Annotated in this window: 23 protein-coding genes and 2 tRNA genes; 17 read left to right on the forward strand and 8 right to left on the reverse strand. The window is 42.6% G+C overall.

Annotated features, from left to right (window positions below; genetic code table 11):
- Positions 1-2: 2 nt before the first annotated feature.
- The 5 genes from aroC to AC5GD6_RS03345 all read right to left on the reverse strand — a co-directional run bounded on the left by aroC (position 3) and on the right by AC5GD6_RS03345 (position 4,852).
- Positions 3-1,175 (reverse strand): chorismate synthase, encoded by a 1,173-nt coding sequence (gene aroC / locus AC5GD6_RS03325; RefSeq protein WP_491846231.1) that lies wholly within the window; start codon positions 1,173-1,175, stop codon positions 3-5.
- On the reverse strand, positions 1,175-2,527 hold the full coding sequence (gene aroA / locus AC5GD6_RS03330) for a 3-phosphoshikimate 1-carboxyvinyltransferase (RefSeq protein ID WP_491846232.1): 1,353 nt from the start codon (positions 2,525-2,527) through the stop codon (positions 1,175-1,177). Before aroA ends, aroC begins: the two co-directional genes overlap by 1 nt.
- A gap of 155 nt (positions 2,528-2,682) precedes the next feature.
- The gene (gene aroB / locus AC5GD6_RS03335; protein ID WP_491846233.1) at positions 2,683-3,795 is read right to left on the reverse strand and encodes a 3-dehydroquinate synthase; all 1,113 of its coding nucleotides are present in this window, start codon (positions 3,793-3,795) and stop codon (positions 2,683-2,685) included.
- A complete protein-coding gene (locus tag AC5GD6_RS03340) occupies positions 3,792-4,757 on the reverse strand; it encodes a prephenate dehydrogenase (protein ID WP_491846234.1) in 966 nt (321 codons plus the stop codon). Before AC5GD6_RS03340 ends, aroB begins: the two co-directional genes overlap by 4 nt.
- 18 nt (positions 4,758-4,775) lie before the next feature.
- A tRNA-Arg gene (locus tag AC5GD6_RS03345) sits at positions 4,776-4,852 on the reverse strand.
- A 184-nt stretch (positions 4,853-5,036) separates the two neighbouring features.
- Here AC5GD6_RS03345 and AC5GD6_RS03350 point away from each other — a divergent pair.
- From AC5GD6_RS03350 to AC5GD6_RS03415, 14 genes are all read left to right on the forward strand, one after another.
- On the forward strand, positions 5,037-7,481 hold the full coding sequence (locus AC5GD6_RS03350) for an HAD-IC family P-type ATPase (protein ID WP_491846235.1): 2,445 nt from the start codon (positions 5,037-5,039) through the stop codon (positions 7,479-7,481).
- 151 nt (positions 7,482-7,632) lie between these two features.
- Positions 7,633-8,655 (forward strand): zinc ribbon domain-containing protein, encoded by a 1,023-nt coding sequence (locus AC5GD6_RS03355; protein WP_010242247.1) that lies wholly within the window; start codon positions 7,633-7,635, stop codon positions 8,653-8,655.
- Positions 8,656-8,804: 149 nt separating this feature from the next.
- Positions 8,805-9,338, forward strand: a complete 534-nt coding sequence (locus AC5GD6_RS03360; RefSeq protein ID WP_416454121.1) for a peptidylprolyl isomerase — start codon at positions 8,805-8,807, stop codon at positions 9,336-9,338.
- Between the two features lie 26 nt (positions 9,339-9,364).
- On the forward strand, positions 9,365-10,684 hold the full coding sequence (locus AC5GD6_RS03365; RefSeq protein ID WP_491846236.1) for a tetratricopeptide repeat protein: 1,320 nt from the start codon (positions 9,365-9,367) through the stop codon (positions 10,682-10,684).
- Positions 10,685-10,722: 38 nt separating this feature from the next.
- Positions 10,723-11,766, forward strand: coding sequence for a rod shape-determining protein (locus AC5GD6_RS03370; protein WP_006303014.1), 1,044 nt, complete (start codon positions 10,723-10,725; stop codon positions 11,764-11,766).
- A 21-nt stretch (positions 11,767-11,787) separates the two neighbouring features.
- Complete coding sequence (gene mreC / locus AC5GD6_RS03375; protein ID WP_276770024.1) at positions 11,788-12,807, forward strand: rod shape-determining protein MreC; 1,020 nt, start codon at positions 11,788-11,790, stop codon at positions 12,805-12,807.
- A gap of 1 nt (position 12,808) precedes the next feature.
- On the forward strand, positions 12,809-13,366 hold the full coding sequence (gene mreD / locus AC5GD6_RS03380; protein WP_006303008.1) for a rod shape-determining protein MreD: 558 nt from the start codon (positions 12,809-12,811) through the stop codon (positions 13,364-13,366).
- Positions 13,367-13,375: 9 nt separating this feature from the next.
- The gene (gene mrdA / locus AC5GD6_RS03385; protein WP_491846237.1) at positions 13,376-15,409 is read left to right on the forward strand and encodes a penicillin-binding protein 2; all 2,034 of its coding nucleotides are present in this window, start codon (positions 13,376-13,378) and stop codon (positions 15,407-15,409) included.
- 8 nt (positions 15,410-15,417) lie between these two features.
- Positions 15,418-16,704, forward strand: a complete 1,287-nt coding sequence (locus tag AC5GD6_RS03390; protein ID WP_491846238.1) for an FtsW/RodA/SpoVE family cell cycle protein — start codon at positions 15,418-15,420, stop codon at positions 16,702-16,704.
- A gap of 75 nt (positions 16,705-16,779) precedes the next feature.
- Entirely contained in the window at positions 16,780-18,120 is a 1,341-nt protein-coding gene (locus AC5GD6_RS03395) for a hypothetical protein (RefSeq protein ID WP_491846239.1), read from the forward strand.
- Positions 18,121-18,346: 226 nt separating this feature from the next.
- A complete protein-coding gene (gene rplU, locus AC5GD6_RS03400; RefSeq protein WP_006303003.1) occupies positions 18,347-18,697 on the forward strand; it encodes a 50S ribosomal protein L21 in 351 nt (116 codons plus the stop codon).
- A 51-nt stretch (positions 18,698-18,748) separates the two neighbouring features.
- Complete coding sequence (rpmA, locus tag AC5GD6_RS03405; RefSeq protein WP_006303002.1) at positions 18,749-18,997, forward strand: 50S ribosomal protein L27; 249 nt, start codon at positions 18,749-18,751, stop codon at positions 18,995-18,997.
- Between the two features lie 145 nt (positions 18,998-19,142).
- Complete coding sequence (gene trpS, locus AC5GD6_RS03410) at positions 19,143-20,192, forward strand: tryptophan--tRNA ligase (RefSeq protein WP_048597108.1); 1,050 nt, start codon at positions 19,143-19,145, stop codon at positions 20,190-20,192.
- A gap of 203 nt (positions 20,193-20,395) precedes the next feature.
- A tRNA-Val gene (locus tag AC5GD6_RS03415) sits at positions 20,396-20,470 on the forward strand.
- A 117-nt stretch (positions 20,471-20,587) separates the two neighbouring features.
- Here the strand turns inward: AC5GD6_RS03415 and AC5GD6_RS03420 are convergent.
- The 3 genes from AC5GD6_RS03420 to AC5GD6_RS03430 form a co-directional block, all read right to left on the reverse strand.
- The gene (locus AC5GD6_RS03420; RefSeq protein WP_491846240.1) at positions 20,588-21,877 is read right to left on the reverse strand and encodes a lysylphosphatidylglycerol synthase transmembrane domain-containing protein; all 1,290 of its coding nucleotides are present in this window, start codon (positions 21,875-21,877) and stop codon (positions 20,588-20,590) included.
- Between the two features lie 83 nt (positions 21,878-21,960).
- On the reverse strand, positions 21,961-23,193 hold the full coding sequence (mnmA, locus tag AC5GD6_RS03425) for a tRNA 2-thiouridine(34) synthase MnmA (RefSeq protein WP_276799240.1): 1,233 nt from the start codon (positions 23,191-23,193) through the stop codon (positions 21,961-21,963).
- Between the two features lie 83 nt (positions 23,194-23,276).
- Entirely contained in the window at positions 23,277-24,494 is a 1,218-nt protein-coding gene (locus tag AC5GD6_RS03430) for a cysteine desulfurase family protein (RefSeq protein WP_491846241.1), read from the reverse strand.
- 436 nt (positions 24,495-24,930) lie between these two features.
- Here AC5GD6_RS03430 and AC5GD6_RS03435 point away from each other — a divergent pair, with 436 nt between their 5' ends.
- From AC5GD6_RS03435 to AC5GD6_RS03445, 3 genes are all read left to right on the forward strand, one after another.
- Positions 24,931-25,494: a TetR/AcrR family transcriptional regulator gene (locus AC5GD6_RS03435; RefSeq protein WP_276790328.1), complete on the forward strand. Its 564-nt coding sequence runs from the start codon at positions 24,931-24,933 to the stop codon at positions 25,492-25,494.
- An 86-nt stretch (positions 25,495-25,580) separates the two neighbouring features.
- On the forward strand, positions 25,581-26,258 hold the full coding sequence (locus AC5GD6_RS03440) for a hypothetical protein (RefSeq protein WP_276776344.1): 678 nt from the start codon (positions 25,581-25,583) through the stop codon (positions 26,256-26,258).
- On the forward strand, positions 26,255-26,686 hold the full coding sequence (locus AC5GD6_RS03445) for a DUF2871 domain-containing protein (protein WP_276776346.1): 432 nt from the start codon (positions 26,255-26,257) through the stop codon (positions 26,684-26,686). The genes AC5GD6_RS03440 and AC5GD6_RS03445 overlap by 4 nt, the downstream gene beginning before the upstream one ends.
- Positions 26,687-26,977: the final 291 nt, after the last annotated feature.

The raw sequence follows: 26,977 nt of genomic DNA on the forward strand, positions 1-26,977 counted from the left end.
TTCTATGCGTTATTGTTGGGTGTGCTCGTACCTGCAGGATAGCTTATAAGAGCGTCAAGTGTTACCAGTGCGCACACGGCCTCTACTACCACGCATGCGCGCGGTACAATACAAGGATCGTGACGCCCGCGGATTTCTAAATCTACTTCTTTGCCATTCTGCGTATCTACCGAATGTTGCAGACGTGCAATACTAGGCGTTGGCTTAATGCCTACGTGCACCAATATAGGATTTCCCGTACTTATGCCACCTAACATACCTCCAGCAAAATTAGTATGTGTTACCACGTGCTTATGCGTTTCATCCCAAAAATATGCATCGTTATGCATAGAGCCGCGCATAGTAGAAGCCCCAAATCCTTTTCCAAATTCAACGCCTTTAACTGCAGGTATGCCAAATAACGCCCGTGCGTACATGTTCTCAAGTCCGTCGAACATGGGTGAGCCCACGCCTTCGGGTACCCCACATACTACGCACTCAATACTTCCACCTATGGAGTCTTTCTCGCGATGTACGGCTTCAATGAGCTCTTGCATATGGTGGGCAGCGTCTGCATTGAGTGTGCTGAGGTGTTGCTCGTGTGTTTGGTAGCTTTGTGTGTGAAGTTCATCTAAATGGCGTAGCTGGTTTGCAAGCGTCTGTTGCCCGTTTTCTGTGGTATCAAAGGCACAAAAGCTCGTATCGTATACATCACCAACTGATGATATATGAGCATATACGCGTATGCCTTTTGAGTTTAAGTATTGCTTTGCTAGCGCGCCTGCAATACATAAAGGAGCAGTAAGTCTTCCCGAAAAATGTCCGCCACCGTAGATATCTTGTACACCCTTCCATTTTTGATCGGCCGAAAAATCGGCGTGTCCTGGGCGATAGATATGCTCAAGTGGTTTATAAGCGCTTGCGTGCGTATTGGTATTAGCTATAAAAGCACATATTGGGGCTCCGCATGTTTGATCTGATTTATTAAGTCCGCTTACAAAATGTATCTCATCGGCTTCTTGACGAGGTGTTGACCACGGCGCGCTTCCTGGTTTTCTTCGTGCGGAAAACTTGGCAAGAAGTTCTCTGTCAAGCTTCATACCAGCAGGAAAGCCGTTAATAACACATCCGATAGCTTCGCTGTGTGATTGTCCAAATACCGAAACAGTCAGTGTTGTTCCAAATTGAGAAGGCATTAGTCATCCTTTGTTTCTAGATATCCGCCTAACTGTACAAAATCTTCAAAGAAGGTTGGATATGATTTTCGCACGCATTCGGCGCCATGTATCGTAGTAGGGTGTTGAGCATACGCAGCTGCTATGGTTGCCATCATTGCAATTCTGTGATCGCGAAAACACTCAACTTCGCCACCGTCAAGCATACCGTGGCCATGAATGTAGATGGTATCAGCGTCAGAGCTTATATCTGCACCCATGTTTTGCAGGGTTGTGGTTATGCTTAAAATTCTATCGGACTCTTTAAGCCGCAAACGCGATGCATGCGTAAGTTTGGTGGTTCCGTTTGCAAAACATGCAAGTGCCGCTAAAGGCGGTGCTAAATCAACTATATCGTCAAGTGGAAGCGTTGCAGGTCTGAGTGTCTTTGAGCCAACTTCTATATACGATGCAGTTTTTTGTGTACGCGCACCAAAAGCCGCCAAACACGCAAGAATTGCTTTATCACCTTGTGAAGATGTAAGTGAAAGTCCGCTCATGCGCAAAGGATTACCCAAAGCTGCTGCACATAACCAAAAACCCGCTCCCGACCAATCGCCTTCAACAGTTAAACACTGACGTGGCAAGGACAGTGTTTGTTTATCTACGCTAAAACGTATAAACTCCTGCCCTTGTTCATCGTGCTCTTGCGTTTGTGCTACGTTGATTCCAAACTGTTCAAGCGCATCGATTGTCATCTTTACATATGATTTTGACTCAAACGGCTTTGAAACGATAATTTCTAGATGAAGCTGTGCAATTCCTGCTGCCAGTAAGAGTCCACTTATATATTGTGACGAAACGTTACCTGGTATATGAAACACACCACCTGAGAGCTTCCCTTTTATTTCTAAGGGAAATGATCCTTGTTCGGATAAGAAGCACCCGTGAGCACAAAGTTCAGAATACAGAGGTTCAAGGGGGCGCGTAGCTAGTCTTCCTTGACCAACAAGATATGCATGTTTTCCAAGTGCAGCAACTACGGGAAGCATAAACCTAAGTGTTGAGCCTGATTCACCACAATTGAGGATGGCAGGGGTATCACCTGTTGTGCTTGAGTTATCTGTGAATGTGGCTTTGGTATCCGCAAGAGAGCTTTGACTTGCAAAAAACATGCCGCGCACACGGTATCCTAAGGTGGTACGAGTAATACATGCGCCAAGCGCTTCTAAGCACTCAATGGTTGCTTGTATATCATCCGAGGTACTTGAGCAATTTATATCTACAATTGCAGACGTTGAGGCAGCTAAAATAAGAAGTCTGTGTGCCATCGACTTAGACGCTATTGCGCTTACGGTACCTTGTAAACCATGCGGTTGAATAACTACATTCATGTAAACCTCAAACTTTTATCAATTTTTATTCATTACATCATACTCGATTTGTAGCCATTTTTGACCGCATAGTTGTTGTAGATAAAAGTATCATGACGCGGACATTTTGCGCCGCTTTGTAAGCTTAGGCGCATAAGTTAAGCGAGCACGTGTAGCTACGCACGTGCGTACGAAAGAAACGCCTTAAATTCGTCGAGCGACATACGCTGGATATATACCTGTCCAATTTCTTGGGGGATAACAACATTTATCGAATTACCATGACGTTTTTTATCGTGCGTTGCATAGTGATAGAGAACATCTGTTTTTATATTGGTAGTAGTGGGGAGTTGATAGCTGCTTACAAGATCGATGATTTCGTTCATTGTTTGCGCGCTACACAGATTTTCGTGATAGGCGGCGCGTGCGATACAGCACATACCTGCTGCAACGCATGATCCGTGCCCTTGTTCAAAGTTCATTGCTGCCTCAATGGCATGGCCAATGGTGTGTCCAAAATTAAGAATTTGTCTTAGACCGCCTTCAGTTTCGTCTTTGCTTACAACAGAACTTTTTATTTCGATACAGCGCTTAATAATTTCACCAAGTTGGTGTAGGTCTTGAGGTACTCCTTGAGTATGTTCTTTGCCGTAAAGTTCCACCTGATTATGAGTAGTTAAGAGATGCCACAGGTTTTTGTCAGCAATAACTGCATATTTAAGAATTTCGCCCCATGAATCGCAAAAAAGCTTGCGATCAAGGGTAGCAAGAGCCGATGTATCAACAAAAACGCCAACAGGTTGTGTAAAGGTGCCTGCAAGATTTTTTCCAGCTTTAAGATCAATAGCGGTTTTTCCTCCTATCGAAGAATCAACCATTGATAGCAGCGAGGTTGGCACATGGATAAGCTTAATTCCTCGGAGATAAACAGCAGACGCCAATCCAGCAATATCGCCTACAACGCCTCCACCCAACGCAAGAATTGCATCGTCGCGCGTAAGCTCGGCTGCGGCAAGTTCTTCTAAGAGAAACGAGAGTGTCTGGATATTTTTATGTGCTTCACCATGAGGAATGACTATATGAGATACGTGATAACCTGCGTTTGTAAGCGACTGCGTAATACAAGACCCATACAGAGGATATACATGATCATCACTTACAATACAAATCTTGGTAGCTTTCATAAGAGGTACAAGATAGTTCCCTATGGAATCGTAAAAAGCTGAGCCAACATACACCTTATATGAGTGTGAAGGTGTTGATACCTGTACAGTGGTAAGGTCATTCATGATTGTTCTGCCTTCTTTTTTAACGCATCGCCTTCCGCGAGCAAACGATGAAGCATGTGTTCATCTGCGCTGTCTAAGGCGTCTTTGTATTGTTGTAGATGAGAGATCATAAGGCTTATCTCGTGTGAAAGATTATCTTTATTTGCCAAAAAGAGCTCGGTCCACATATCGGCATTAAGCCTTGCCACACGGGTGAGGTCTTTATATGAACCAGCAGAAAATCCCTTGTGCGCTTGTGCGGCAGGACTTTTAACATAAGCATTAGAAACAACGTGAGCAAGTTGAGAAGTGTATGCAATTTGCTGGTCATGAAATTGAGCATTTGTGCAGCGATAACTTCCAAACTTACACGATGCGAGGAGCTTTTGTAGGCGCCAACACAACTGTTCTTGTTGTCTAGAGCTGTACAAATCGGGGAAAACTACCACCATGGGAGCATGGTGGAACATGTTTGCGCGCGCGTGCGCAAAGCCTGAATATTGCGTTCCTGCCATGGGATGACAACCAATAAATTCCCATGGATAATTGCGTGCGAGTGCAAAACAGCGCTTGCAGGTAGTTCTTTTTACGCCGCCTGTGTCAATGACAAGTGCATCTGGTGAAATTTTGTCTGCGTGCTGCTCAAGCCATGTTTCATTTGCATGAGGATAAGCTGCCAAAATGATAAGCTCGCACTTAGATATGCTTTCATTATCAAGCACAAGCGCGTGACAATCTGCACATGCCTGCTTCATAACCTCTTGGTTTCTATTAAAGAGATAGAGTTTTTGCGCGTCTTGGCAGAGTGCTTTTGCAAACGATCCACCAATCAGACCAAGTCCTACAATTCCTACGGCACCAGGAATAAATGATGTTGTATGCTCACAGGTAGACGGCTTGTCTTGTGGGGATTCTTCTGCACGTGTTGAGGTGTGAGTGGCAAAAGTAGAAGAACTTGTTTGTTGTGGATTTAAACGCGCCACCTATATCACCTCAAAAAATGGTGACTCCAGCGGGGCTCGAACCCGCGACCTTTCGCTCCGGAGGCGAACGCTCTAATCCACTGAGCTATGGAGCCGCGTTGTCGTACATAGACGTATTTGCATGACACTATGGTACCTGATTATACGTACTTTGTTAGTAATTTATTTATTTTTCTTAAATGTCACGATATTAGTGCAAACTAATGTGCAAAGTTATGAAACGTTATCAAGTTGTTTTTGTATTCAAATTGTTTTTGTATAGGTGTATAAGGAGCGTGCATGAGTGTTAAATCTTCATCTACGATAGCTGATGAAACACCCAATCCAGGGCTTAGCGCAGCCGAGGTTGCACAAAGAGTATCTCAAGGTTTAAGTAACATTAACGCTGATGTTAAAACACTTTCAATTCCTCAGATTTTTGCAAAACATGCATTGACGCTTTTCAACGTAGTCAATCTGTTTCTTGCATTTTTAGTGCTTACAACCTATGAATTTAGAAATATTCTTTTTATGGTTATCGTGGCGCTCAACTTAGGGATAGGCGTGTTTCAAGAGATCCGCGCCAAACTTTTAGTTGATAAGCTTTCTATTCTTACTACCAAACTCGTGCGCGTACGCCGCGAAGGACGTGTGTTAGAAGTTGGCATTCAAGATATCGTTCGCGATGATTTAGTGCTTTTGTCGCGCGGCGATCAAGTTCCTGCCGATGGAGTGGTTGTCGAGGGCTATGCATCTATGGACGAAAGCCTGCTTACAGGAGAGAGCAACCCTATTGAGAAACAGCCAGGAAGCACCATCCTTTCTGGTTCGTTTGTCGACTCGGGAAGCATTGTTTTACGTCTTACTAAGGTTGGACTTTCCTCATATGCTGCACGTATAAATTCCGAGGCAAAATATCTTAAACCCGTTCGCTCCGAAATACTTGATACCGTGCGTATGATTATTCGCTTTTCAACCTGTATTCTGATTCCTTTAGGAATTTGTTTGTTCGTGCGCATTTACTTTTTTAGTGGCAGGTCCTACGATGACGCAATTTTACAGTCTGTTGCAGCTACGGTAGGTATGATTCCGCAAGGTTTGGTTTTGCTCACCTCAACCATTTTTGCCATTGCAACTACCAAGTTGGCGCGCAAACACGTTTTAGTCCAGCAAAGCTATTGTGTAGAAACCCTTGCGCGAACAGATGTGGTTTGTTTAGATAAGACTGGTACGATTACCACTGGTTCTATGGAGTTAGCGCATATGTGCGACGCTTGCGGAAATGATTCTAGCTCTGCTTGCGCCGATCTTACGCAGGCTTTGGCAACTATTGTATATGCTGGTAAAGATTCCTCTAACGAAACAGCTCGCGCGCTCATGCATGCAATTTCTCAGCAAAACGTTAAACCTTCTAAAATTTCGCGCGTTATTGCATTTTCTTCACGTACTAAATTTTCTGGTTGTGTAACTGCTGCAGGTGAAGCTCTTGTTATGGGGGCTGCTCAATTTGTTCTACGCGATGAATATCCCAAATATCAGCATGTGCTTAATACGTTTGCGCCTACACATCGCGTATTGGTCGTTGGTCGTGCTCCAGGTTTTGATAAACAAGGAGCACTCATGGGAACTGGTGCGGATATTGTTGTATTTGGTTTTGTAACAATTCGCGAAGAAATTCGCCCAAGTGCAGCTGAAACCATTGCGTATTTTGCACGCGAAGGTGTGGATGTGTGCGTTATCTCTGGTGATGATCCTAAAACTGTTTCTCATATTGCAGGTGAGGTTGGTGTAGCTGGTGCTCAAGAGTATGTTGATTGCACGAGTCTTTCGCGCGATGAGGATTTTTTGGCTGCTGCTGCTAAGTATCATATCTTTGGCCGCGTAACGCCTGCGGCAAAGCGCAAACTTGTACGCGCCCTGCAAACGCTTGGACATTGCGTAACTATGACTGGTGACGGCGTAAACGATGTACTAGCTCTTAAAGAAGCAGACTGTTCGGTGGCAATGTCTTCGGGCTCAGCTGCGGCACGTAATGTTTCTGAGCTTGTCTTAGCTGATAATGATTTTTCGCATTTGCCTGATGTTGTGTCTGAAGGTAGGCGTTCTATCAACAATTTGCAACGTTCTGCTGCACTCTTTTTAACTAAAACCGTGTATTCTGCTTTGTTAGCACTGGTTTGTTTGCTTATTCCACCGTATCCGTTTATCCCCATTCAAATGTCATTGATTAACGTGGCAGCTATTGGTGTTCCTTCGTTTTTACTGGCACTTGAGGTAAACCACGAACGCGTGCGTGGATCGTTTGTGGTCAATGTCTTTGAGAGAAGTTTGCCTGCCTCAGCTGCAATTGTTGGTGAACTTATGGTGACCATGATTTTATGTCGCGTGTTTGAGATACCTCAAGAAACCATGTCTACGCTGTGTATGATAGAGATGGCATTGGTTGGCATTGCACTTATTTATAAAATATCGTTGCCGCTTAATAAGCTTCGTATTGCTGTTCTTGTATTGTGTATAGCACTTGTCTTTGTAGGTTGCACGTGCTTGCATGACTTCTTGCGAATTGGTGTTTTGGGCATGTCCGAACTTGGTTTATGTGCTCTTTTATCGGCAGGCGGGCTTGTACTTTTTCATGCATTGTATAAAGCAACGGTTGAACATAAAGCACTTGATGGGTTTTTTACCCTTGTAAAGCGCGCAACTTCGACAAGAACATTTGACGCGCTTAAGCGTGGTTCAAAATAAGCGCCCATGTCTACAAAGTTTTGCCTTTGCAAGCGTATCATCTAAGAATGAAATCACCGTAGGATTTGTTTTGTTTTCTTCTTGTTTTACGCGTTAGCTAAGTAGGGTAGTATGAATATACAAAGATTGATCAAGGAAAGAAAGGTATGCTGTGATTTGTCCTAATTGCGGAGCACATATTGCCTCATCTGCGTTGCGGTGTCCTTCATGTCGTGCCGATGTGGATTGCACGCGTACACTTCCAAAACAATCAATGTCGTATTGCGCCCGTTGTGGCAGTAGAGTTCCAACGGGTTTGCGCGCCTGTCCGTATTGCAATTGTCCTGTTGTGAGTGATGTGTTTACTTCAAAGGTAGATGTGCACGCACCTCGTACGCACGTTACAGACCGCGCTCTTGATATCGAGCAAGAATTATCCGAGGCCGATCTTACCACAACTATTCCTCGTATTGGAAGCGCGATACCTTCTTTTCCAGGTGGTAATGGTTTTGATGACGTACGTGATCACCTGCCGCGTTTACGTATTCTTATGGTATCTTTGGGCTTTGCAGTGCTTTTTGTAAGTGGGTTGGTGCTGTATATTACTCACCCTTGGAATCCAAATGCATTTGATACAAAAGCAAAAGTAGCAGCAGATACGGCTCATGCAGGATTTCCAGGAACAAAAGAAGAACTTCAAGGCCAAGATAGAAGTAGTGTTGCTCAAGAAGACGTTACCCAATCTGCTGACGATGCCACCTACGATAAGTTAAAGGATGCTTACGAATCGTTAGGTAAACTTTCTACAGCTGTTGAAGATAATGAAAAGCAATTTCGCGATAGCTACGCCTCGGCTTCAAGAGAAGATCTCAAAAAAGGACAAGATACCGCTCGCGATATTTCGCTTAAAATAAGCAATGTGATTAAGCAACTTAATGCTGTTAATGTGGAAAGCGGTACGTATCAAAAAGACAGAAGTCAACTCATCACGCTTTCAAATTGGCTGCGCAACCACATGGATAAGCTTACAAAAGGATGGAGTACGGCACTTAGGTATTGTGGAAAACCGTCTTGTAAACAACGCGTGAATTCGGTATTTCCCACATCAGATGATGCGTCATCAAGTTCTTTTAAAGCAATGTTTGACCAGCATTATCAAGATTATAAGCCCACCTATCGCGAGCCTGCAAAATAATTCATCTGCCGAATATGTGAATAGCTCAACAACTTGATAATATTTAAGGCTATAATGAATAGACAATAAACTTTTATGTATGGCATCTCGTAACGCTTGTCATCTATTGGTGCCTTGTCTTAAGAGTTTGAGGAAAGAATGAGGATTATATGACTACTTACACTCCAACGTATCAACTTCAAGGAGACGAAATCGCAGTTTTTACTACCAGTAAAGGTGAGATTTGTGTAAAGCTCGATTGCGAAGGTGCTCCTATTCACGCAGCAAATTTCTGTGAATTGGCAACAAAAGGATTTTACGACAATCTTAAATTTCATCGCTTTGTTCCAGGTTTTGTTATTCAGGGAGGCTGCCCTTTCACAAGAAATATGACTTCCGAAGAAGTAGCTCAAGGCGCGATGGGGAAAGACGGTATGCCTGGTACAGGCGGTCCTGGTTATTGTATTAAAGAAGAATTTTCAACCAATCCTCATAATTCTCATGTCGATTGCGCTCTTGCTATGGCACGCGCTCAAGATCCAAATTCTGCAGGCTCACAGTTTTATTTTTGTTTGGGCGCGCAACATATGCTTGATTCAGGATATACTGTTTTTGGAACAACTATAGAAGGCAAGGATGTAATTCCTACTCTTCGTCAAGGTGATGTAATAGAACACATCACCATTAAGCATAAACAAGCTTAATGTGAGAGGTGAGGTGAGGAGATATCGTGAATTATCAGGCATTCGAACAAGCAAAACAAGCTTATAAACAAGGTAATTTTTCTGCAGCTGTTAATTTTTTACGTCTCGCTAAAACCGCTGGCGAGCCTTGTGGCGTTGTAGATCATTTACTTGGTAATTCGTATATGAAGCAAGGACTCTTTGACGCAGCCGCTCAAAGCTATGCACTTGCTTTAACCGATGCGTCCTATGGTCATGTTGGATCGCTTGCGTGCAATCGCGGTCGTGCATTACTTGCGCAAAATAAACCTTCAGAAGCCGTTGCTGTACTCAATATGGCTTTAAAAGACGACAGCTATAAAACTCCCTATAAAATTTATCTTGCACTTGGTAATGCATATACGCAGCTTAACAATCCACGTGATGCAGGCGTTGCATATCGAAATGCTGCTATTGACGAGAATAACCCGCAACCTGCAGTTGCTCTTAAGCATCTTGGTCATTGTTTTATGCTTTTAACGCGCTATGTTGACGCAATCGAAGCGTATCGCACGGCATTAGACTTTTCGTCTCCTGCAAACGACCAAAATGCGGTGTATTCAGATTTGGGACTTGCTTACGTTGCAGCCAATCGTATGAATGAAGCGGTAGACGCTTTTGCAAAAGCAACTGCCGATGGCTCGTTTAAGTTGTCTTCGGATGCCCAAGCTGCATTTGAAGGCGCGCAAAAGGCTGTTGCTGCAATAACGGGTTCCAAACCTTCGCAAACCGATGCCATGTTGGCTCAAGCAGGTTATGGAAATGTGAATATCGATCCTTTAGATCCTACGGGTAAGTCTGGAACCTTTATGCCATCTCCTGAAGACACAGGCTTTTTCTCGCTTTCCGAGGCTGAGCTTGTAGAGAAAGATAAAAAAGAGCAAAAGGCAAAGAAGAAACACAAACATACGTTCCTTAAGTTTATAGTAACTTTGTTGGTGCTAGTTCTTATTCTTGGCGGCGTTGGAGCATTTGCCTTTTATAAAGGCTATGGTTGGCCTACTCAGGAAATGGTTACCGAGCAGCTTTTTGCATCTAAAAGTCAAGGTTCGATTAACACCGATCTTATTGCATCATCACTTACCACTAAGCAACGAGATGACTTATCCAACTTGCTTCCCGATAGTACGTCGGCTGTAACGGTGTCGGGAATAGATCGCAATATGAATGAGTCTTTAGTATATGCAACTGCTTCCCTTTCAAAAGGCGGCAAACAAGATTATAAAATTTCGTTTGTTCGCGAAGGGCTTCAGTGGAAGGTGTATGGTGTAGAAGCTGTTTTTGCCTCTAAAACTTCGCCTGCACAAGCTCAAAAGACATCTCATTAAGTGATGTATACGTTAATGTTTGTTCGTTAGGAAATACTATGTCTTTGCTCGATTCATTATTTGGACAATACGAAGGCGATTTAGCTATCGATTTGGGTACTGCAAATACGTTGGTTGCAGTGCGTGGACAAGGCATTGTGCTTAACGAGCCATCGGTAGTGGCTATTGATAAAAGTGAAGATCGCGTTTTAGCTGTTGGCGCAGATGCAAAGCGTATGATTGGTAGAACTCCAGGCTCAATTGCTGCAGAGCGTCCTTTAAAAGACGGTGTTATTGCAGATTTTGACGTTACAGAAGTGATGTTGCGTTACTTTATAGAAAAGGCTCGTGGTACTAAAAGATATCCTTGGAGTCCTCGTCCTAGCGTTGTTGTGTGCGTGCCATCTGGTGTTACGTCTGTTGAAAAACGTGCGGTGTTTGAGGCAACTATTTCTGCTGGTGCTCGTCAGGCTTACCTTATCGAAGAGCCTATGGCCGCGGCTATTGGAGCCGATTTACCTATTGAAGACCCTACGGGATCTATGGTGGTAGATATTGGCGGTGGTACTACCGAAGTGGCAGTCATTGCTATGGGTGGTATTGTTGTCTCGCAATCCATTCGTACTGCAGGCGATGAGTTTGACCAAACTATTCTCGAGCATGTTCGTGATGCCTATAATCTCTCTATTGGTGAGCGTACAGCCGAAGATATTAAAATTAAAGTAGGATCTGCAGCTCCTCTTGCCGAAGAGCTTGATGTAGAAGTCAACGGACGCGACGTCATGAGCGGCCTTCCTAAAACAGTTCGTATCGAAAGCGAAGAGATTCGTCGCGCACTTGATAAACCGTTGGATGAGGTTACCAAAACTGTTAAAGATGCGCTTGACTTAACGCCTCCAGATTTGGCAAGTGACCTTATGTATTATGGTGTCTTACTTACCGGTGGTGGTGGTTTATTGCGCGGTTTAGATCAGCGTCTGCGCGATGAAACAGGTGTTCCGGTAAATGTAAGTCCTACTTCTTTGGAAAATGTTGTTAATGGTTGCGCTAAAGTTTTGGAAGCAAATGCACTCTCGGGTGGTTTTGTTCAAAGCTCAAGTTAATTGGAGTGTTAAGTAATGCCTATGCACAAAAGGCGTTCAAAAATTGGTCTTAATAAACAATCGCAGTCATTGAACTTGCGTGTGCTTGTATTTTGTCTTGCAAGCTCACTTACCTTATTTGGATTCAGCTTTAGAGAACAAGGCGTAGGTCCTTTTTCTATTGCACGTAGTGTTGTAGGTACCATTTGCATTCCTATTCACTATGCAGGCGCTCTTGCAACATTTCCTATTAGAGCTGCAGCAACTGCATTTGGTAATGCTGGTGCAACTCACGAGACTCTTTCTTCGCTTAAGCAAGAAAACGCTCAGCTTTTAGCTCGTGTCAGCGAACTTGAAGAAGCAAAGAAAACAACGGATAGGCTCCAAGATCTTCTTGCGCTTAAAAGCACCTATAATTTGCAATCATGTGCCGCTCGCATTATTTCGGGTTCACACAGTTCATGGGAAGATTGCGTAACCATTGATAAAGGAACTACTTCAGGCTTATCGGTTGGCATGCCGGTTATGGATTCTAATGGTGCAATTGGGCAAATTGTACAATGCAGCGCTACTTCATCGGTTGTTCGCTTACTGAGCGACGAAAAATCAAGTATCCCAGCTATGATTCAGTCGAGCAGAGCTCAAGGTGTAGTTCAAGGTTCTGTTGATGGAACTATTCGTTTAACTCTTATCAACTCCAACTTAAAGGCAGAGGTGGGCGATATTGTCCTTACCAGTGGTTTGGGTGGCATTTTCCCTAAGGGCGTTCCACTTGGAAAAATTACCACCGTCGATAAGGTACCTGGATCACTCTATTACAATATTCATATAGCCAAGCTTTCTCCAACCGAAAATCTTGAAGAAGTGCTGGTTGTAACATCTCTTACCGAGGAACAAAAAGCAACTGATAAAGATATTTCTGACGCTGACGCTCAAGATAGTGTTGCTAATCAGGATTTCACCTCTGTTAAATCTAACGACAGTTCGTCTTCTGCGTCGTCTTCTCCTACCAAAGATTCGAGCGCGTCTGGCACTTCAACATCTTCGAGTAAGGGGGAATAATTTGCTTACAAACTCCTCGTCACAAAAGAAAAACCGTATCCTTCCTTTTGCATGCATTTGCTTTATTCTTCAGGTTGCACTTGCGCCTGATATAGTTTTGGCTTCAGGCCAGATAAATTTTGCGCTTATCTTTACGGTTATATGCGCGCTCTCAAAACGAGATAACACAACTATTGTGTACGCTTTTATTGCCGGCCTGCTCTTTGACCTTTTAAGCACAGGTCCTGTTGGTATTATGGCTTGTTTGCTTAGTATAGTAGCCTATCTTGTGGTTGATAAAATACATGTTAATTTATTTGAAGATATAGCAACGTCATCGATAATTTTTAGTGTTCTTGCACTTATGGTCTGTTTGCTTCATTTTCTTATTATGTTTGTATGTGGTTCGGTCACATCTTTTATACCATCTCTCATTTATCGTGTTCTACCAGTGTTTATATTAACCTCGTGTGCTTTTATTCCATTGGCGTTTTTATATCGAAGGCTAACAGGTGCAATATCAATGCACTCACGAAATGCATCGATGCGTCCTACGCGCAGTCACAAACTTCATCTCTAGGGTGCCAAAATGAATTTTGTTGTTATTTTAATTGTTTTGCTCACTGTTTTAATTTGTGCACTTATGGCTGCTTTCCTACTTAAGGTTAAGTCTTCCCGTCGCTTTACGCTTGATATTGGAGGTGGTACGCCTCGTGCCTCTGGTGGAAGCGAAAATTCACCTTCATCCCATTTCAAATCCCGAATTAACGCTACAGGTATTTTTGCCGGTACTGTTATCGGTGCGCTTTTTATGCGTCTATGGAATATGCAGGTTATCTCATCGTCTTCATATACCGAACAAGCAGAAAAAAATCGTACACGCTCTATCTCAACTCATGCTGCACGTGGTCGAATTTTAGACAGAAATGGTGCGGTTTTAGTGGGAAATCGTCCAAGTTTGGTAGTACTTGCCGAACAAAGTGTGCTTGAGGATGAGGCAGAATTACACATTCTTGCAGCGCTTATAGGTATCCCAAAGGCGGTACTGCGCCTAAAGATAGAGGATTCCTCACAAGGTCTTCAACGTGGCCGTGTTATTGCGGTTGATGTTTCTCGTCGTGTGGTTTCTTTTATCAATGCGCATCCATCGCTCTTTGATGGCGTTTCGATCGAAGCTCGTAGTCAGCGGTCTTACCCCTTGGGCAGCCTTGCGGGTCAGGTTTTGGGTTATACCGGTGTTATTACTTCCGAACAGCTTAAAGCTTCGCAAGATAATAAAGATGAAGGAAAGATTACGTATGAACCTGGTGATGTGGTTGGCCAATCGGGGATCGAAGCGTCGTATGAGAATGTTTTGCAAGGTATCAAAGGTGAGCAAGTTGTCTTTGTGGACGCAGATGGCAATATTGTTAATCATAGCAGTAGCGTTGAAGCCCAAAGTGGTTCAGACGTTGTACTTACCCTTGATGCTGATATACAAAAAGCGGCTGAAGATTCGCTTTCGTCCACTATAAAACGTTTACAAGAGCACGGAAAACCCGATTGCTTTGGTGGATGCGCAATTGCTATGGATGTAACCAACGGTGAAATTATTGCTATGGCATCTGCTCCTTCATTTTCGCCTAATATGTTTGTTGGCGGCATTTCAAGTGACGACTGGGATATGCTTTCATCTAAATCAAGCCATAACCCGTTGTTAAACCGAGGTATAGGCGGCCAATATCCGTCTGCATCCACTATTAAGCCGCTTTCCGCGCTTGCTGCTCTTAACGAAGGAATAGCTACTCCGCAATCAAGTTATATGTGTACGGGTTATTGGACAGGCTTTGGTGCTGCGTTTGGGCAATATTGTTGGCTGCATACAGGGCATGGTCCCATGACGCTTCAAACAGGTATTACTCATTCGTGTGACGTTGTTTTTTATGAGGTAGGTAAGGGATTTTTTTATTCATCTAATAAAGATGGTCTACAACAGATGTTTAAAAAGTGGGGGTTAGGTTCAAAATCTCAAATTGATTTACCTGGCGAGCTTCAGGGCCGTATTCCTGATGAAGCGTGGAAACGTGAATATTTTGCTTCGTATCCCGATGACGCTAAGGCATGGCAAGGTGGAGATAACACCAATTTGGCCATTGGTCAAGGCGACTTATTGGTTACGCCTCTTCAAATGTTATGCGTATATGCAGGTATTGCAAATCGAGGATCCATACCTCAGCCGCATCTCATGAAGTCAATTAAATCGACCTCAAATTCTGGCTCTATTATTGACTATAAATGTTCTACACGTATTTCCGTGGACGAAAAAGACGAATATATGGATTTGATACAAAGAGGCCTCTATGGTGTAATTTACGAAGAGTCTCAAGCACAGGCGTCGCATTTTACTAATATGAAAGAAAAAGTTGCAGGAAAAACTGGTACCGCTGAAACTTCACACGAAACACCAACTGGTTGGTTTATAGCGTATGCACCTTACGATAAACCTCGTTATGTTGTAGCAAGTGTGCTAGAAAATAGCGGATTTGGTAGCGATGGAGCGATGTATGTTGTTCGTGATATATTAGGTGCACTCTATCATGAACCAGATACTTCAACTATGGTCGATACAACAGGCGCGCATTAAGGATGAGCATGAAAAAAAGTTTGAATACAAAACAATTGTATAAGTTTGCTCATGCACATAAAAGAAATGCATTTTCAGGAGCACATGCAACCAAGCGGTCATCTCTAACTTCAAATGGTTTTAGATCATCTATAGCGGTTGCGTTAGCGCGACTTGCAGGATTTAAGTCTACGTATGGACGATTTAATGGGCCATTATATCTTATGCAACTACTTCCTGCACTTTTGATCGTTGCTTTTGGCGCGCTCGTCATTTATACAGCGTCACTTACCATTCCAAAGGCTTCCTTTGTACGACATGTTGGTGGAATCGTATTTGGACTTGTTCTAGCAGCTGCTTTGTGGAAATACGACTATCGTGCATTTTCTCGTATGAATTCGTCACTTTTAGTATTAGTAGTTATCCTCATTTTGCTACCACTTATACCAGGATTAGGCGTTCAAGCAAAAGGTTTAACGGGCTGGGTAAAGTTGCCGCTTTTGGGTTTGCGTTTTCAACCGTCCGAGCCTGCTAAAATCGTTGTTATTTTGCTTATGGCATCATTGGGTAGTGCGTACAACGGAAAAATAGATTCCCTCAAAGACTACCTTAAACTCTGCGCAATTTTGTGCGTACCGTTTATTTTGATCTTGCTCCAACCCGACCTTGGTACTGGTCTTATTGTTATGGTTGTTGGTGCTGCCATTATTATTTGCTCTGGCGCAAAAAAAACCTGGGTACTGAGTACAATTGCTCTTATCGTTTTATTAGCAGCGGTTGTTATTTTTTGCTCGATGACCGAAGGTTTGCCCCATATTCTCAAACAGTATCAGATGAATAGGTTGATTGTTTTTGTTGATCCAACGGTTGACCCAGGTGGTTTTGGTTACAACCTTCAGCAGGCTAAAATTGCTGTTGGATCAGGAGGCATTTGGGGTAAAGGTATTGGCGGTGCTTCTCAGGCAGGAAGTGGATTTTTGCCCGAGGCACATACCGACTTTGTTTTTGCTCTGCTTGCCGAAGAATTTGGCTTTGTAGGTTCTTGTATTTTGTTGACGCTTTTTGGTCTCATGATTTTTTCAACATTGCTGCTTGCGCAAAAAATTGATCTTCCCTTTGGTAAACTTGTACTTGTTGGTTGTGCTACGATGTGGGCGTTTCAGTTATTACAAAATGTTGGCATGTGTATTGGAATTATGCCCATTACAGGTATTCCGCTCCCATTTGTAAGTTTTGGTTCTTCTTCTATGGTGGCGCAGTTGTTAAGCGTGGGTCTTGTCCAATCGGTTTGGCATCATCGACCTAAAGCAGCATAAAAACGTACAAGACCTCAAGCATTGTATATGCAAGATAGAGAAAAGTGTTGCGTGTTCTAAGAGGGTGGCTGTGATATGAATAACATAAATTTTTCTTCTGGGGATACGCCTCGTCATACGAGTAAAAAACCGCTTGTCTTTGCTTTATATAAACTGCAGTCTGCACCTTTGTTTAACCTTGTGCAGTCCAATCTTGCGCCTCAAACTTGTGATGTAGAGATCGTGCAGCTTTTGGATGGTGACCATCTACCAAATGATTGCGATGCTTTATTTCTTATAGGCGACGAGGAAAAATCCTCTTGCGGTTATCCTTGCGATCACAGCAACCATCAAAGCACTTCTTTGTACACTCATCCGCTTTTAGATCTTATCCAAGAAGCCGATGCCGCTTTAGTTCCTATCGTAAGTATTGCTAAAAACCGCACGCCTTCTGCCATATCAAATATTTTACAAGGTAGTGCTCCTTGCGAAACGCAAGTTGTTTCATATCTTGTACAAACGTCCAATGCGTGCAGAGCTACGCTTTCAGAGTATTTTGCGCGTTATCACGCTTCTTACCAGGCTCAACTAATTCGTGCGTATCCATGGTTTAAGCAGGCTTTAGCACATGAAATTGTGCATCGTCATCGCCGTAATATCACCGATATAGCATCTACTCATTCGCTGTTGCATCCTTTTTTACCAAAGATTTTGCGCTTAGGTGATATGCCGCGTATGATTGCCGAAGAGTTTAAGCTCTTGCATGAGCTTTCACGTTTATATCCAAAACCTACACAGGCTCATAATTGCATACATTCACAGACTGTAGTGGGGGATTGTACAAATTCTAGCGCAGGCGAATCTTTGCAGTCTGTATCATCAGATGTCGAAGCCGATGCTAATACTAATGCAGGTGCACATGTTGGTACCAGCGCAGTTGCCGATACTGAACATAAGATCCTCGATGTTGCAGGCCTTATCTGCTTAGGATATATAAGTCGCAGTGTTGCACGCGGCCTTACTAAGCGGCTTCCTTTGCTTTCGCCTGTCATCAAACCTTGTATTGCCTATGGCGCAGTTACCCTTATGGGGCATGGATATGTCCTTTTACATAGTTCAGATTTTGTTAAACGTGTTGTTGACGCTCTACAGCGTAATCAGTGTACGGCCGTGCATAGCACGGGGGTACAAGAAACAATTCATACAGGTAAATCCCTATCCTCACAACACAACGACGAAGTCCATGGTAGATATGCTCTAGACAATCATCTACAAAATTTGCAAGTTGATAGTGCGCCCGCGCCTATAAGTTGCGCATCTTCTGTGTATCCGATAATTTTTAGTTCACATATGCACAAAACAGAAGATAATAATGTGTGGTCTTCTGATAGACATCATCAAGATAAAGAACACTATATCGAGATCAAAAGCTCTTAGATTGGCTTGCTCGAAGTTTTATACTCTATTTGGGAGAGTATTGTTTTTTATTTTGTGATTATTATGAAGACAACCATACGTTTGGTAAAAAATGTGCATTCAACTGCACGTTCTTATCTTGCCATGCGGCTGTATAAAAAGTCTTCTTTCCCTTTATTGACTTTACCGCAGGTTTTAGAGTAAGATTGGGAGCTGTTGCACAGATACTGTAATGAAGGGTTAGCACATGTACGCAATCGTTACCACTGGTGGCAAGCAGTATAAGGTTGCCAAGGGCGACATTATTAGTGTTGAGAAGCTCGACGCGCAACCTGGCGACAAGGTTAAGCTTGACGTTCTTATGCTCAATGATGGTAAAAAAACCATTTGTGATGCCGCTACATTATCAAAGAAAAAAGTTACCTGTGAGGTACTCGAGCAATACAAAGACAAAAAGGTCATTGTGTTTAAGCTCAAGAAACGTAAACGTTATCACCGCACAAAGGGACATCGTCAAAACCTTACTAAGCTTGTTGTGTCAAGCTTACCAACTACTCGTTCTGCCGCTGCTAAAAAGGCAGACAGTACCGAAGCTTAAGGCTTATGGGTTGCAAGATTAAGTTGATTGAACGTATAAGGTAGGTTAGTTATGGCACATAAAAAAGGTTTGGGTTCATCCCGTAATGGTCGTGATTCCAACGCACAGCGCCTTGGTACCAAGGTTTTTGGTGGCCAAGACATTAAAGCTGGTCAGATTATTGTTCGTCAACGTGGTACACACATTACTCCTGGTGAGAATGTTGGTCGCGGTAAAGACGATACATTGTTTGCATTAGCAGACGGAAAAGTTGAGTTTGTAAAAGGTGCAAAACATTTTGTACACGTTCGTACTGCATAGTTTTGTAATTTACAAACAAGATTTTATATAATGATCTAACATAAACCCGTCTGATTGAGGCGGGTTATTTTGTATCTCTTTGAAGATGCCACGCGCGTGTTCTGTAAGCATAAGCTATGGTCAGGTAAAGTTGTGAGGTGTTAAGATGCCCAACGAAAAAAGTTATGAGAAAGCATTAGAAACAAGTAATGCTATTCAGCAAGATCTTGCTGTTCATCCGCAATCATATACTATGCTTACTGGCGATAGACCAACGGGCAGGCTTCATCTGGGGCATTACTTTGGGACGCTCAAAGAGCGTGTTCGTCTGCAAAATATGGGTATTAACACCAATATTGTAATTGCCGATTATCAAGTTATTACTGATCGCGACACTACCGAGCACATTGCTGATAACGTCTATAACATGGTTATTGACTATCTTGCCTGTGGTATCGATCCAGATAAAACTATGATTTTTACGCACTCGGCTATTCCTGCTGAAAATCAGTTAATGCTTCCGTTTTTGTCGCTTCTTACCGAAGCCGAAATGGAGCGCAATCCTACCGTTAAAGCCGAACAAGAAGCCTCTGGTCATGCACTTACGGGCTTGTTGCTTACCTATCCAGTTCATCAGGCTTGCGATATTCTCTTTTGCAAAGGAAATATTGTTCCAGTTGGACGCGATCAGCTTCCACATATTGAAGCTACCAATAAGATTGCCCATCGTTTTAATGCGCGCTACGGTAATGTTTTCCCCGAGGTAAACGGCTTACTTACGTCTATGCCGCTGCTTCCGGGCTTAGATGGACGCAAAATGAGTAAATCCTATGGTAATGCTATTTCTTTGTGTATGGATGAGCAACAAACTGCAAAACTTATTAAAAAGTCAAAGACCGACTCCGAGCGTATGATTACCTTTGATCCTGAAGCTCGTCCAGGTGTTTCGGCATTGCTTACCACGGCAGGTATTTGCCTTAATCGTGATCCACAAGAAATTGCCGAAGAGATTGGCAATGCAGGCTCAGGCGCGCTTAAATCATTAGTTATTGATGCTGTTAATTCTTACTTTGAGCCAATTCGTGCAAAGCGTCGTGAGCTTGAGCAGGATATGTCTTATATTAAAGATGTTTTACATCAAGGTAATGCACGAGCTTGTGCTAAAGCAGAGCAGACGCTTGCAGAAGTTCGTGAGGCAATGGGTATGGTTTACTAAGGTAGAGTAGGGTCAAAGGGTTTGTGTCCGGACAAACCTTTAAGGCTTACTCATCTTGGTTTGTATGTTTCTTTTGAAAATCGACACATAAGGCGTGTCCTTACTTGCATGTGCGCGTGTTTTCATTTATAGTAGCTTACGCACTGTTGTTAGGGGTTGTGTTACGTACCTATGTATACCCTAAGATGTGCTTTGTTTGATGTGGGCGTTTAGCTCAGGGGGAGAGCGCTTCCCTGACACGGAAGAGGTCAGAAGTTCAAATCTTCTAACGCCCACCATTTCCTTTTAATCCATGTGTAAGGTAATAATTTAAGGTATATATTTTTTTACGCCTCCTAGAGGTGTAATGGCTGTTTATAGAGCTTATCGGCGTAATACCTTATAGACTATTGATGTTATAATCTTGATTTCTTTTTTAATTGAGATTTTGTTTTGCTGTGTATGGCAATTCTTACCCCATCGCTGTGAGGCGATGTATATTCTTTAATGCCTCTTTGTGCCAGACGTTTAACTCGTTTTTCTAGGTGAGTCCATCGTGCATGTATGGTTGCTTGGTGTGTGGAGCGTAGTCCCAGTAATGGAACAGCTGCAAGAACGGGTAAGAAATACTCGACCATACGCCATACTACATAACCTGCAGCGGTATTTACCCCAAACATTGGCATGAATAGGAATGCAAAACCGCCTTCGGCACCAAGTGTACCACCTGGTAGCGGAACAGCGGAGGTGAGCAATTCGAGCATGCTACCGCAGGCAAGGCATGTGAGAAGATCTGCAGGTAAGCCAAATGCTTTGAGAACAAACCACGGCAAGGCGTATAAACAACCCAGCTGAAAGAGCGTGATAAGAAGTGTGAGGAGCATCTCTGGAATATTCTTTGCAGCAGATTTAAAACCGTGGGAAAATTCTGTGATCTGTGCTTCAAAAGTTGCTGACCATGCTTGGCTTGTTTTTCTAAAATACCCTATATGAGATAGCATCTTAAGTGCAAATTTTCCAATTCTTGCGATACTTTGTGGCCAAAGACAAATGGCAAGTAGTCCAAATACCTGCAAAATTTTAAAGAGGAAAAGTGCTGCGCCTACGTAAAATACGTCACCATAGGTTTCAAAGAAATAATGACCTCTAAACAGCATCATAAGGGCTGCAAATATACCTTCGCCTGCTTCGTAAATAATAAAACGTGTATATTCAAGAGCTCCTGCTTGCGCAATTGAGAGTCCTGCGCGCGTCAGTCTAAAAATTTGTGAAGGAGGGCCTCCTGCGCCATTAGGTGTTAAGTTGTAGAAAAATATACCCGACGCTTCTACGCTCATAAGATCACGTATTCCAACGGGACAATGCGGATCTTTTATAACTGCTATAATATACGCACTTACACCTAAAATGTAGTAAACTACGTAGCAGAGCATGGCATATATAACCCAATCGGTGTTAACGCCTTGAAGTGCTTCAATAAATTCGTCTAGCTGACCTGAAAACACTAAATAAAGAAGATATACTACTCCAACAGCGCATAAAAATAGTAAGCTCTTACGAACAAGAGACATACTTTGCTGTTCTGCTTGTTCTTGGTTCTCGCTTACACTTGATGATGCCGATACACGTATCGAAACGTTTTTTGGTGCACGATTTTTTACATCACGAGTTGTTTTGCTTTGACGAGCTACGTGGGGCTGCTGCAAGATTACCTCCTTTCGTGTGTTTTCATATTGCATAGACCTTGGAGCTGTATGCTCAATAGGCTTATATTTTACCGCATGTTCTTTTAACACCACGAAAGATGCAGGGGTTGCTTTTGAATTATGCCGCCACCTACACAAATTTTTCCTTGATAGATAACAGCACTTTGTCCTGCAGCAATTTTTGGCACAGCACTTTCAAAATGTAGCTCTATTTTATGATCATGTATTAGTTTTACGTGCACATCTTGAAGCTTTCCGGTATGACGAAGACGGACTTGATATAAGGCGTGTTCGTCGATTGATTCATTAAGAAGATATACATCGTCTAATACCATGGTTTGGCACCATAAATCAGGACATTTGGTATTGGCAGTAACATATACACGATTTCTTTCGGTATCGGTACCAACAACATAGCGTGCAGGACCTCCACCCAAATTTAAGCCTTTGCGCTGGCCAATGGTGTACAGAAATGCTCCGTCATGATGACCTAAAACATTACCAGTTTCCCATTCAATAATGTCACCTGCACGTTTGGAGAGTGTATCAAGTAAAAAGGTGCGAATACCTACCTCACCAATAAAACAAATGCCGTCCGAGTCTGGTTTTGATTCTATACCTAAGCCGCGTGTAGCACACATCTGGCGAACAATTTCTTTAGACGCAATTGATCCGATAGGGAAGATAGTTTTTTCAAGCAAAGAAGGATTTACGCGCCAAAGAAAATACGTCTGATCTTTATGTTCGTCTGCTGCTCGTAACAAATGCACGTGGCTGTGTCTATCGGTATAGACGCGCGCATAATGTCCCGTTGCAATAAAATCTGCTCCGTGCTCAAAGGCGCGCGTTGCAAAGGTACCAAACTTTACCGTTTGATTGCACATCACATCAGGGTTTGGTGTAAATCCGTGCTGATATGCATTTATGAGGTAGTCAACAACTGTTTCTTTGTACTCTTTTTCGCAATCCCACACTTCTAGGGTAAGACCTAATTTAACGGCAAGTCGCTCTGCGTCCGCTAGATCATCTGCCCATGTGCACTTAAAACCTGGTAAATCACGCGACCAGTTGCGCATGTAGATCGCTTTAACGTCATATCCCCATTCTTGGAGCAAGGCAGCAGATAATGCCGAATCTACGCCACCGCTCATACCAAGATATACACGCGCGCCGAAAGGAGCGTAGGCAGGACGTACAGGCATTTCTTGAGCCGAGGTAATTACGGTATTGAGCAGGGTGTCTAAATCTGCTTCAGGTTTTAGCGGGGAAGGCGTATTAAGGGGCGTGCCTGTCTCGTGTGGTGTATTTGTTGTCATAAGTTCATCCGTTCTAGGCGTTTGATGTAAATGTTGCTTGTAACATATATGTTTAAACATATGCGTTGAAAACTGCTCGTGCTTTACGCATTGGTATGAAGTGATGTGACAGATTCATTATTCATTCTCTCGCATATGATTTTGTCAGTAAGGTTAAGGCGCTGCATTTCAGTGTTAACTGCCTTTTCTATACTAGAAATTGCATAGGTTATTTCTTCTTGAGTCGTGTGCTTGCCAAGGGTAATTCGCAAGGATCCCTGTGCTATATATTCTGGTATTCCAAGTGCTTTGAGTACATGGGAAATTTTCATCTTGCTAGCTGCACATGCAGAACCTGTTGCAACGTAGACACCCATATTTTCCAATAAAATAATAAGGCGGCGTGCTTCTAGATAGGGAAATGATATGTGTAACAACCCTGGTAAGCGATGTCGATCGTTGCGAGGGCCCGAAATTACCGCGCATTTGAATAAACGAGTTAATTGTTTTTGCATAAAATTTCTATTGCGCTTAAGTTCTTGAAGTCCTGAACTTGTTCGATATTGTTGAGCGAGCTCTAAAGCTTTGGCAAATGCTATGGTACCTGCAACATTTTCGGTACCAGAACGCATGCCGCCTTCTTGTCCGCCACCTAAAATCTGTGGTTTGAGCGCAACGTTTGGCGATACGTACAAAAGCCCAACCTGTTTTGGTCCATAAATTTTAGCCGCCGATAAGGTCATAAGGTCTACGCCTAATGATGACACATTAACCGAGCAGGTAAGAGCTGCTTGAGATGCATCCGCGTGAAAAAACAAAGGGGTTGTTTCATGATGAACAAGCCTGCGGTAACGTTCTTGTTCGATAACTTTAGCAAGTTCTCGTAGCGGCTGTATTACCCCGATTTCGCCATTTGCATATTCTATAGAAACCAGTTGTGTCTGTGATGTAAGAGCTTGTTGGAGGTTCTCAGGTGTAATAAAACCCTCTTTTGTGGGGCGCAGCAGCGTATGCTCGCGTTGATTAACACATGCCAAGATACTATCGTGCTCAAGCGAATCAGAGATCACGGGGCCAGTTACACATGCTAAAGCAAGATTATTTGCCTCTGTTGCGCCTGCCGTCATAACTATTGATGCGCTTTTTGTACCAAGTGTTTGTGCAATATGCGTCTTTGCATTATTAAGATCTTGCCGAATTTTTTGGGCTACACAATAAGAAGCCGAAGGATTGTAAAACTTCTGGGTAAAGTAGGGGAGTTGTGCCTCGTAAACCTCTTTATCCATAGGGGTTGCTGCTGCGTAGTCAAGATAAACTTCCATGGTGTCCTTTTACATGTTGATATAAGCGTTTTTAAGGTTATGCATATGGCTGATTATGCCTGCTGCACGTTTTTTACATGCTTGTAATTATACATGATGAAAGGGTTTAAGAGCACATATCGGTAGTTGTCACGCATTTTTCAGAGACGTAGTTGTTTTAGGTAGCGTTCGACTTACGTGTGTAATTAACCACCGTTTTTATTACGTTGACCTTATTTTGATAGCGCAATCACAAGTTTCTGAAATAGGATTGACAGCGAGCTGCAGGGATCCTACAATGCTAACTATGCAAACTGAACAATGTTCAGCATGTGTAGAAGTGATCAATATCCACATCTCTTTTCTGTCGCAAGCGCGCGTGCTAGCATCCACCAGTCGTAGGTGTTCTGTTTGTAGCAGACAGAAACGAAGATTATACATACGTAGGGAGGTGAAAATGAATACAGTTGTAACTTCAAGAGAAGAGATACTTACTGCTTGTCGTCAACTTGTTGCCACGTCTGGTTTGGCTGCTGTCAATATGAGGAAAGTAGCGCAGCTTTGTCATGTGGCATTAGGCTCGCTGTATTATTATTTTCCTTCTAAAGATGAACTTCTATTGGCAACTGTCGAGAGTGTTTGGGATGATATTTTTAACAGTGAAAAATTAACTCATGCGGCTTTACCTTTTGATCGCTATATTACGAATTTCTTTGAGCATCTTAAGCGGGGAATCCTGAAATACCCCAATTTCTTTACGGTCCATTCGCTTAGTTTTTCTACGCGAGGTCAGGCAAAGGGACAAACGACGATGCAAAACTATTTGGCGAAGATGAAAACAAATATGCTGCAGGTTTTGCAAAAGGATCAGGCGGTACAACCTGACGTATTCAGTGATGTCTTTACAGAAGATGAATTTGTTGATTTTATTATTATGCATATGATGTCTCTGATGCTGCAGAAAGATTTTAATTATACGGTTTTGATCGAGATAATTAGACGAATTATTTATTGCAAATAAGAATTTTCTCGCTTTCCCTTTTGGATATGCGGAGAAAATTTTATTTTGCACCAAACTGAACAATGTTCATATTATAAGGAGGAACAATGCAAGCTGTTTTTGAAACGATTTTTGATACCACCTATTTGGTGGTAGTAATCTGTGCAGGTTTTAAGTTAGTTACATCAGCTGGTGATATCAAACAATTTCGTTTGTTTGGGATTATGGCATTGGTTTTGGGTATAGGAGATACTTTTCACTTGGTGCCAAGGATAATTGCCTTGAATACTTTAGGTACAGCAGCTTATCCATTTGCCTTGGGTATTGGAAAATTGATCACATCATTGACCATGACACTATTCTATCTTCTGCTTTACTACGTTTGGCGTGAACGGTATCAGATTAAGCAGCAGAAGGGTCTAACGTTTTTGGTGTGGTTCTTGGTAGCGTTGCGAGGATTATTAGTGCTTTTACCTCAAAACGAGTGGCTAAGTTCACAACCTCCTTTAATGTGGGGAATTTATCGAAATATTCCTTTTACTCTGCTAGGTTTGTTGTTGCTTGTCCTGTTTTACCGTTGTGCTTATCAGAAAAAAGATGCTGATTTTCGTTATCTTTGGGTGACAATCGCGCTCAGTTTTGCTTTTTATCTGCCAGTAGTTGTTGCTTCTGAGACGTTTCCTGCAATCGGAATTTTGATGGTTCCAAAAACTTGTGCATATTTGTGGATGATCCAAATTGCTTATCAGGCTTGGAAAAAGGAGAGAAAGGAAGCTTTATTATGAACAGAAAATATTTTAATTTGACTTTATGTTATGCAGGAGCAGCTGCAGCTAGTGGTGTTTTTTATCGTGAGTTTACCAAATACTGTGATTTTAGTGGCGTGACAAGCTTAGGTAAAGTGCATTCGCACCTTTTTATTTTAGGAATGTTTGTATTTTTACTTTTGGCATTATTTACCCGTACGCAGGCGTTGGAGAAAAACAAAACGTTTCGCATTTTTTTGTATGTGTATAATTTTGGCTTGCCGAGCTTGGCGTTATCTATGACTATGCGAGGCATAATTCAGGTTACAAGATGTACCATTTCGCAGCAACTATCGGTAGTCTTGACGGGCTTTGCTGGTATATCTCATGTGCTCGTGGGTGCTGGACTTGTTTTGTTGCTACTTTCTTTAAGAAATGCGTCAACAGAAGCTTTTTCGGAAAAGTAGCATATACACGGAATTGCTCCATGCCTCGTCAAAAGTCTGGGAATATTGTAAGTTTAGATATTCTTTGCAAGAAGAAAACGATGGAGGAAAATAATAAGCAGTTTTGCTTGTCTAAAAAAACAGTCTCATATGTCTTATTCAAGTTGTTTCTGGCAATATGTCAGAGGCACTCTTTACATAGTATAGTTTGTATGTAGGCTTCGATACATTTCTTCTATCAAAAATGGCACATACGCCCCGAACAAGGTCACTGGGAGTAAACAGTATAGCAATCTCATCTATGAGGTGTAA

The sequence above is a fragment of the Fannyhessea sp. genome (assembly GCF_986145555.1).

Excerpts from the sequence above, each read along its gene's own strand:
- mnmA (WP_276799240.1), bottom strand. The coding sequence starts at position 23,193 with ATGACAACAAATACACCACACGAGACAGGCACGCCCCTTAATACGCCT.
- AC5GD6_RS03430 (WP_491846241.1), bottom strand. The coding sequence starts at position 24,494 with ATGGAAGTTTATCTTGACTACGCAGCAGCAACCCCTATGGATAAAGAG.
- aroC (WP_491846231.1), bottom strand. The coding sequence starts at position 1,175 with ATGCCTTCTCAATTTGGAACAACACTGACTGTTTCGGTATTTGGACAA.
- rplU (WP_006303003.1), top strand. The coding sequence starts at position 18,347 with ATGTACGCAATCGTTACCACTGGTGGCAAGCAGTATAAGGTTGCCAAG.
- aroB (WP_491846233.1), bottom strand. The coding sequence starts at position 3,795 with ATGAATGACCTTACCACTGTACAGGTATCAACACCTTCACACTCATAT.
- mreC (WP_276770024.1), top strand. The coding sequence starts at position 11,788 with ATGCACAAAAGGCGTTCAAAAATTGGTCTTAATAAACAATCGCAGTCA.
- AC5GD6_RS03440 (WP_276776344.1), top strand. The coding sequence starts at position 25,581 with ATGCAAGCTGTTTTTGAAACGATTTTTGATACCACCTATTTGGTGGTA.
- AC5GD6_RS03350 (WP_491846235.1), top strand. The coding sequence starts at position 5,037 with ATGAGTGTTAAATCTTCATCTACGATAGCTGATGAAACACCCAATCCA.
- mrdA (WP_491846237.1), top strand. The coding sequence starts at position 13,376 with ATGAATTTTGTTGTTATTTTAATTGTTTTGCTCACTGTTTTAATTTGT.
- AC5GD6_RS03360 (WP_416454121.1), top strand. The coding sequence starts at position 8,805 with ATGACTACTTACACTCCAACGTATCAACTTCAAGGAGACGAAATCGCA.
- AC5GD6_RS03370 (WP_006303014.1), top strand. The coding sequence starts at position 10,723 with ATGTCTTTGCTCGATTCATTATTTGGACAATACGAAGGCGATTTAGCT.
- AC5GD6_RS03445 (WP_276776346.1), top strand. The coding sequence starts at position 26,255 with ATGAACAGAAAATATTTTAATTTGACTTTATGTTATGCAGGAGCAGCT.
- trpS (WP_048597108.1), top strand. The coding sequence starts at position 19,143 with ATGCCCAACGAAAAAAGTTATGAGAAAGCATTAGAAACAAGTAATGCT.
- AC5GD6_RS03435 (WP_276790328.1), top strand. The coding sequence starts at position 24,931 with ATGAATACAGTTGTAACTTCAAGAGAAGAGATACTTACTGCTTGTCGT.
- rpmA (WP_006303002.1), top strand. The coding sequence starts at position 18,749 with ATGGCACATAAAAAAGGTTTGGGTTCATCCCGTAATGGTCGTGATTCC.
- aroA (WP_491846232.1), bottom strand. The coding sequence starts at position 2,527 with ATGAATGTAGTTATTCAACCGCATGGTTTACAAGGTACCGTAAGCGCA.
- AC5GD6_RS03395 (WP_491846239.1), top strand. The coding sequence starts at position 16,780 with ATGAATAACATAAATTTTTCTTCTGGGGATACGCCTCGTCATACGAGT.
- AC5GD6_RS03390 (WP_491846238.1), top strand. The coding sequence starts at position 15,418 with ATGAAAAAAAGTTTGAATACAAAACAATTGTATAAGTTTGCTCATGCA.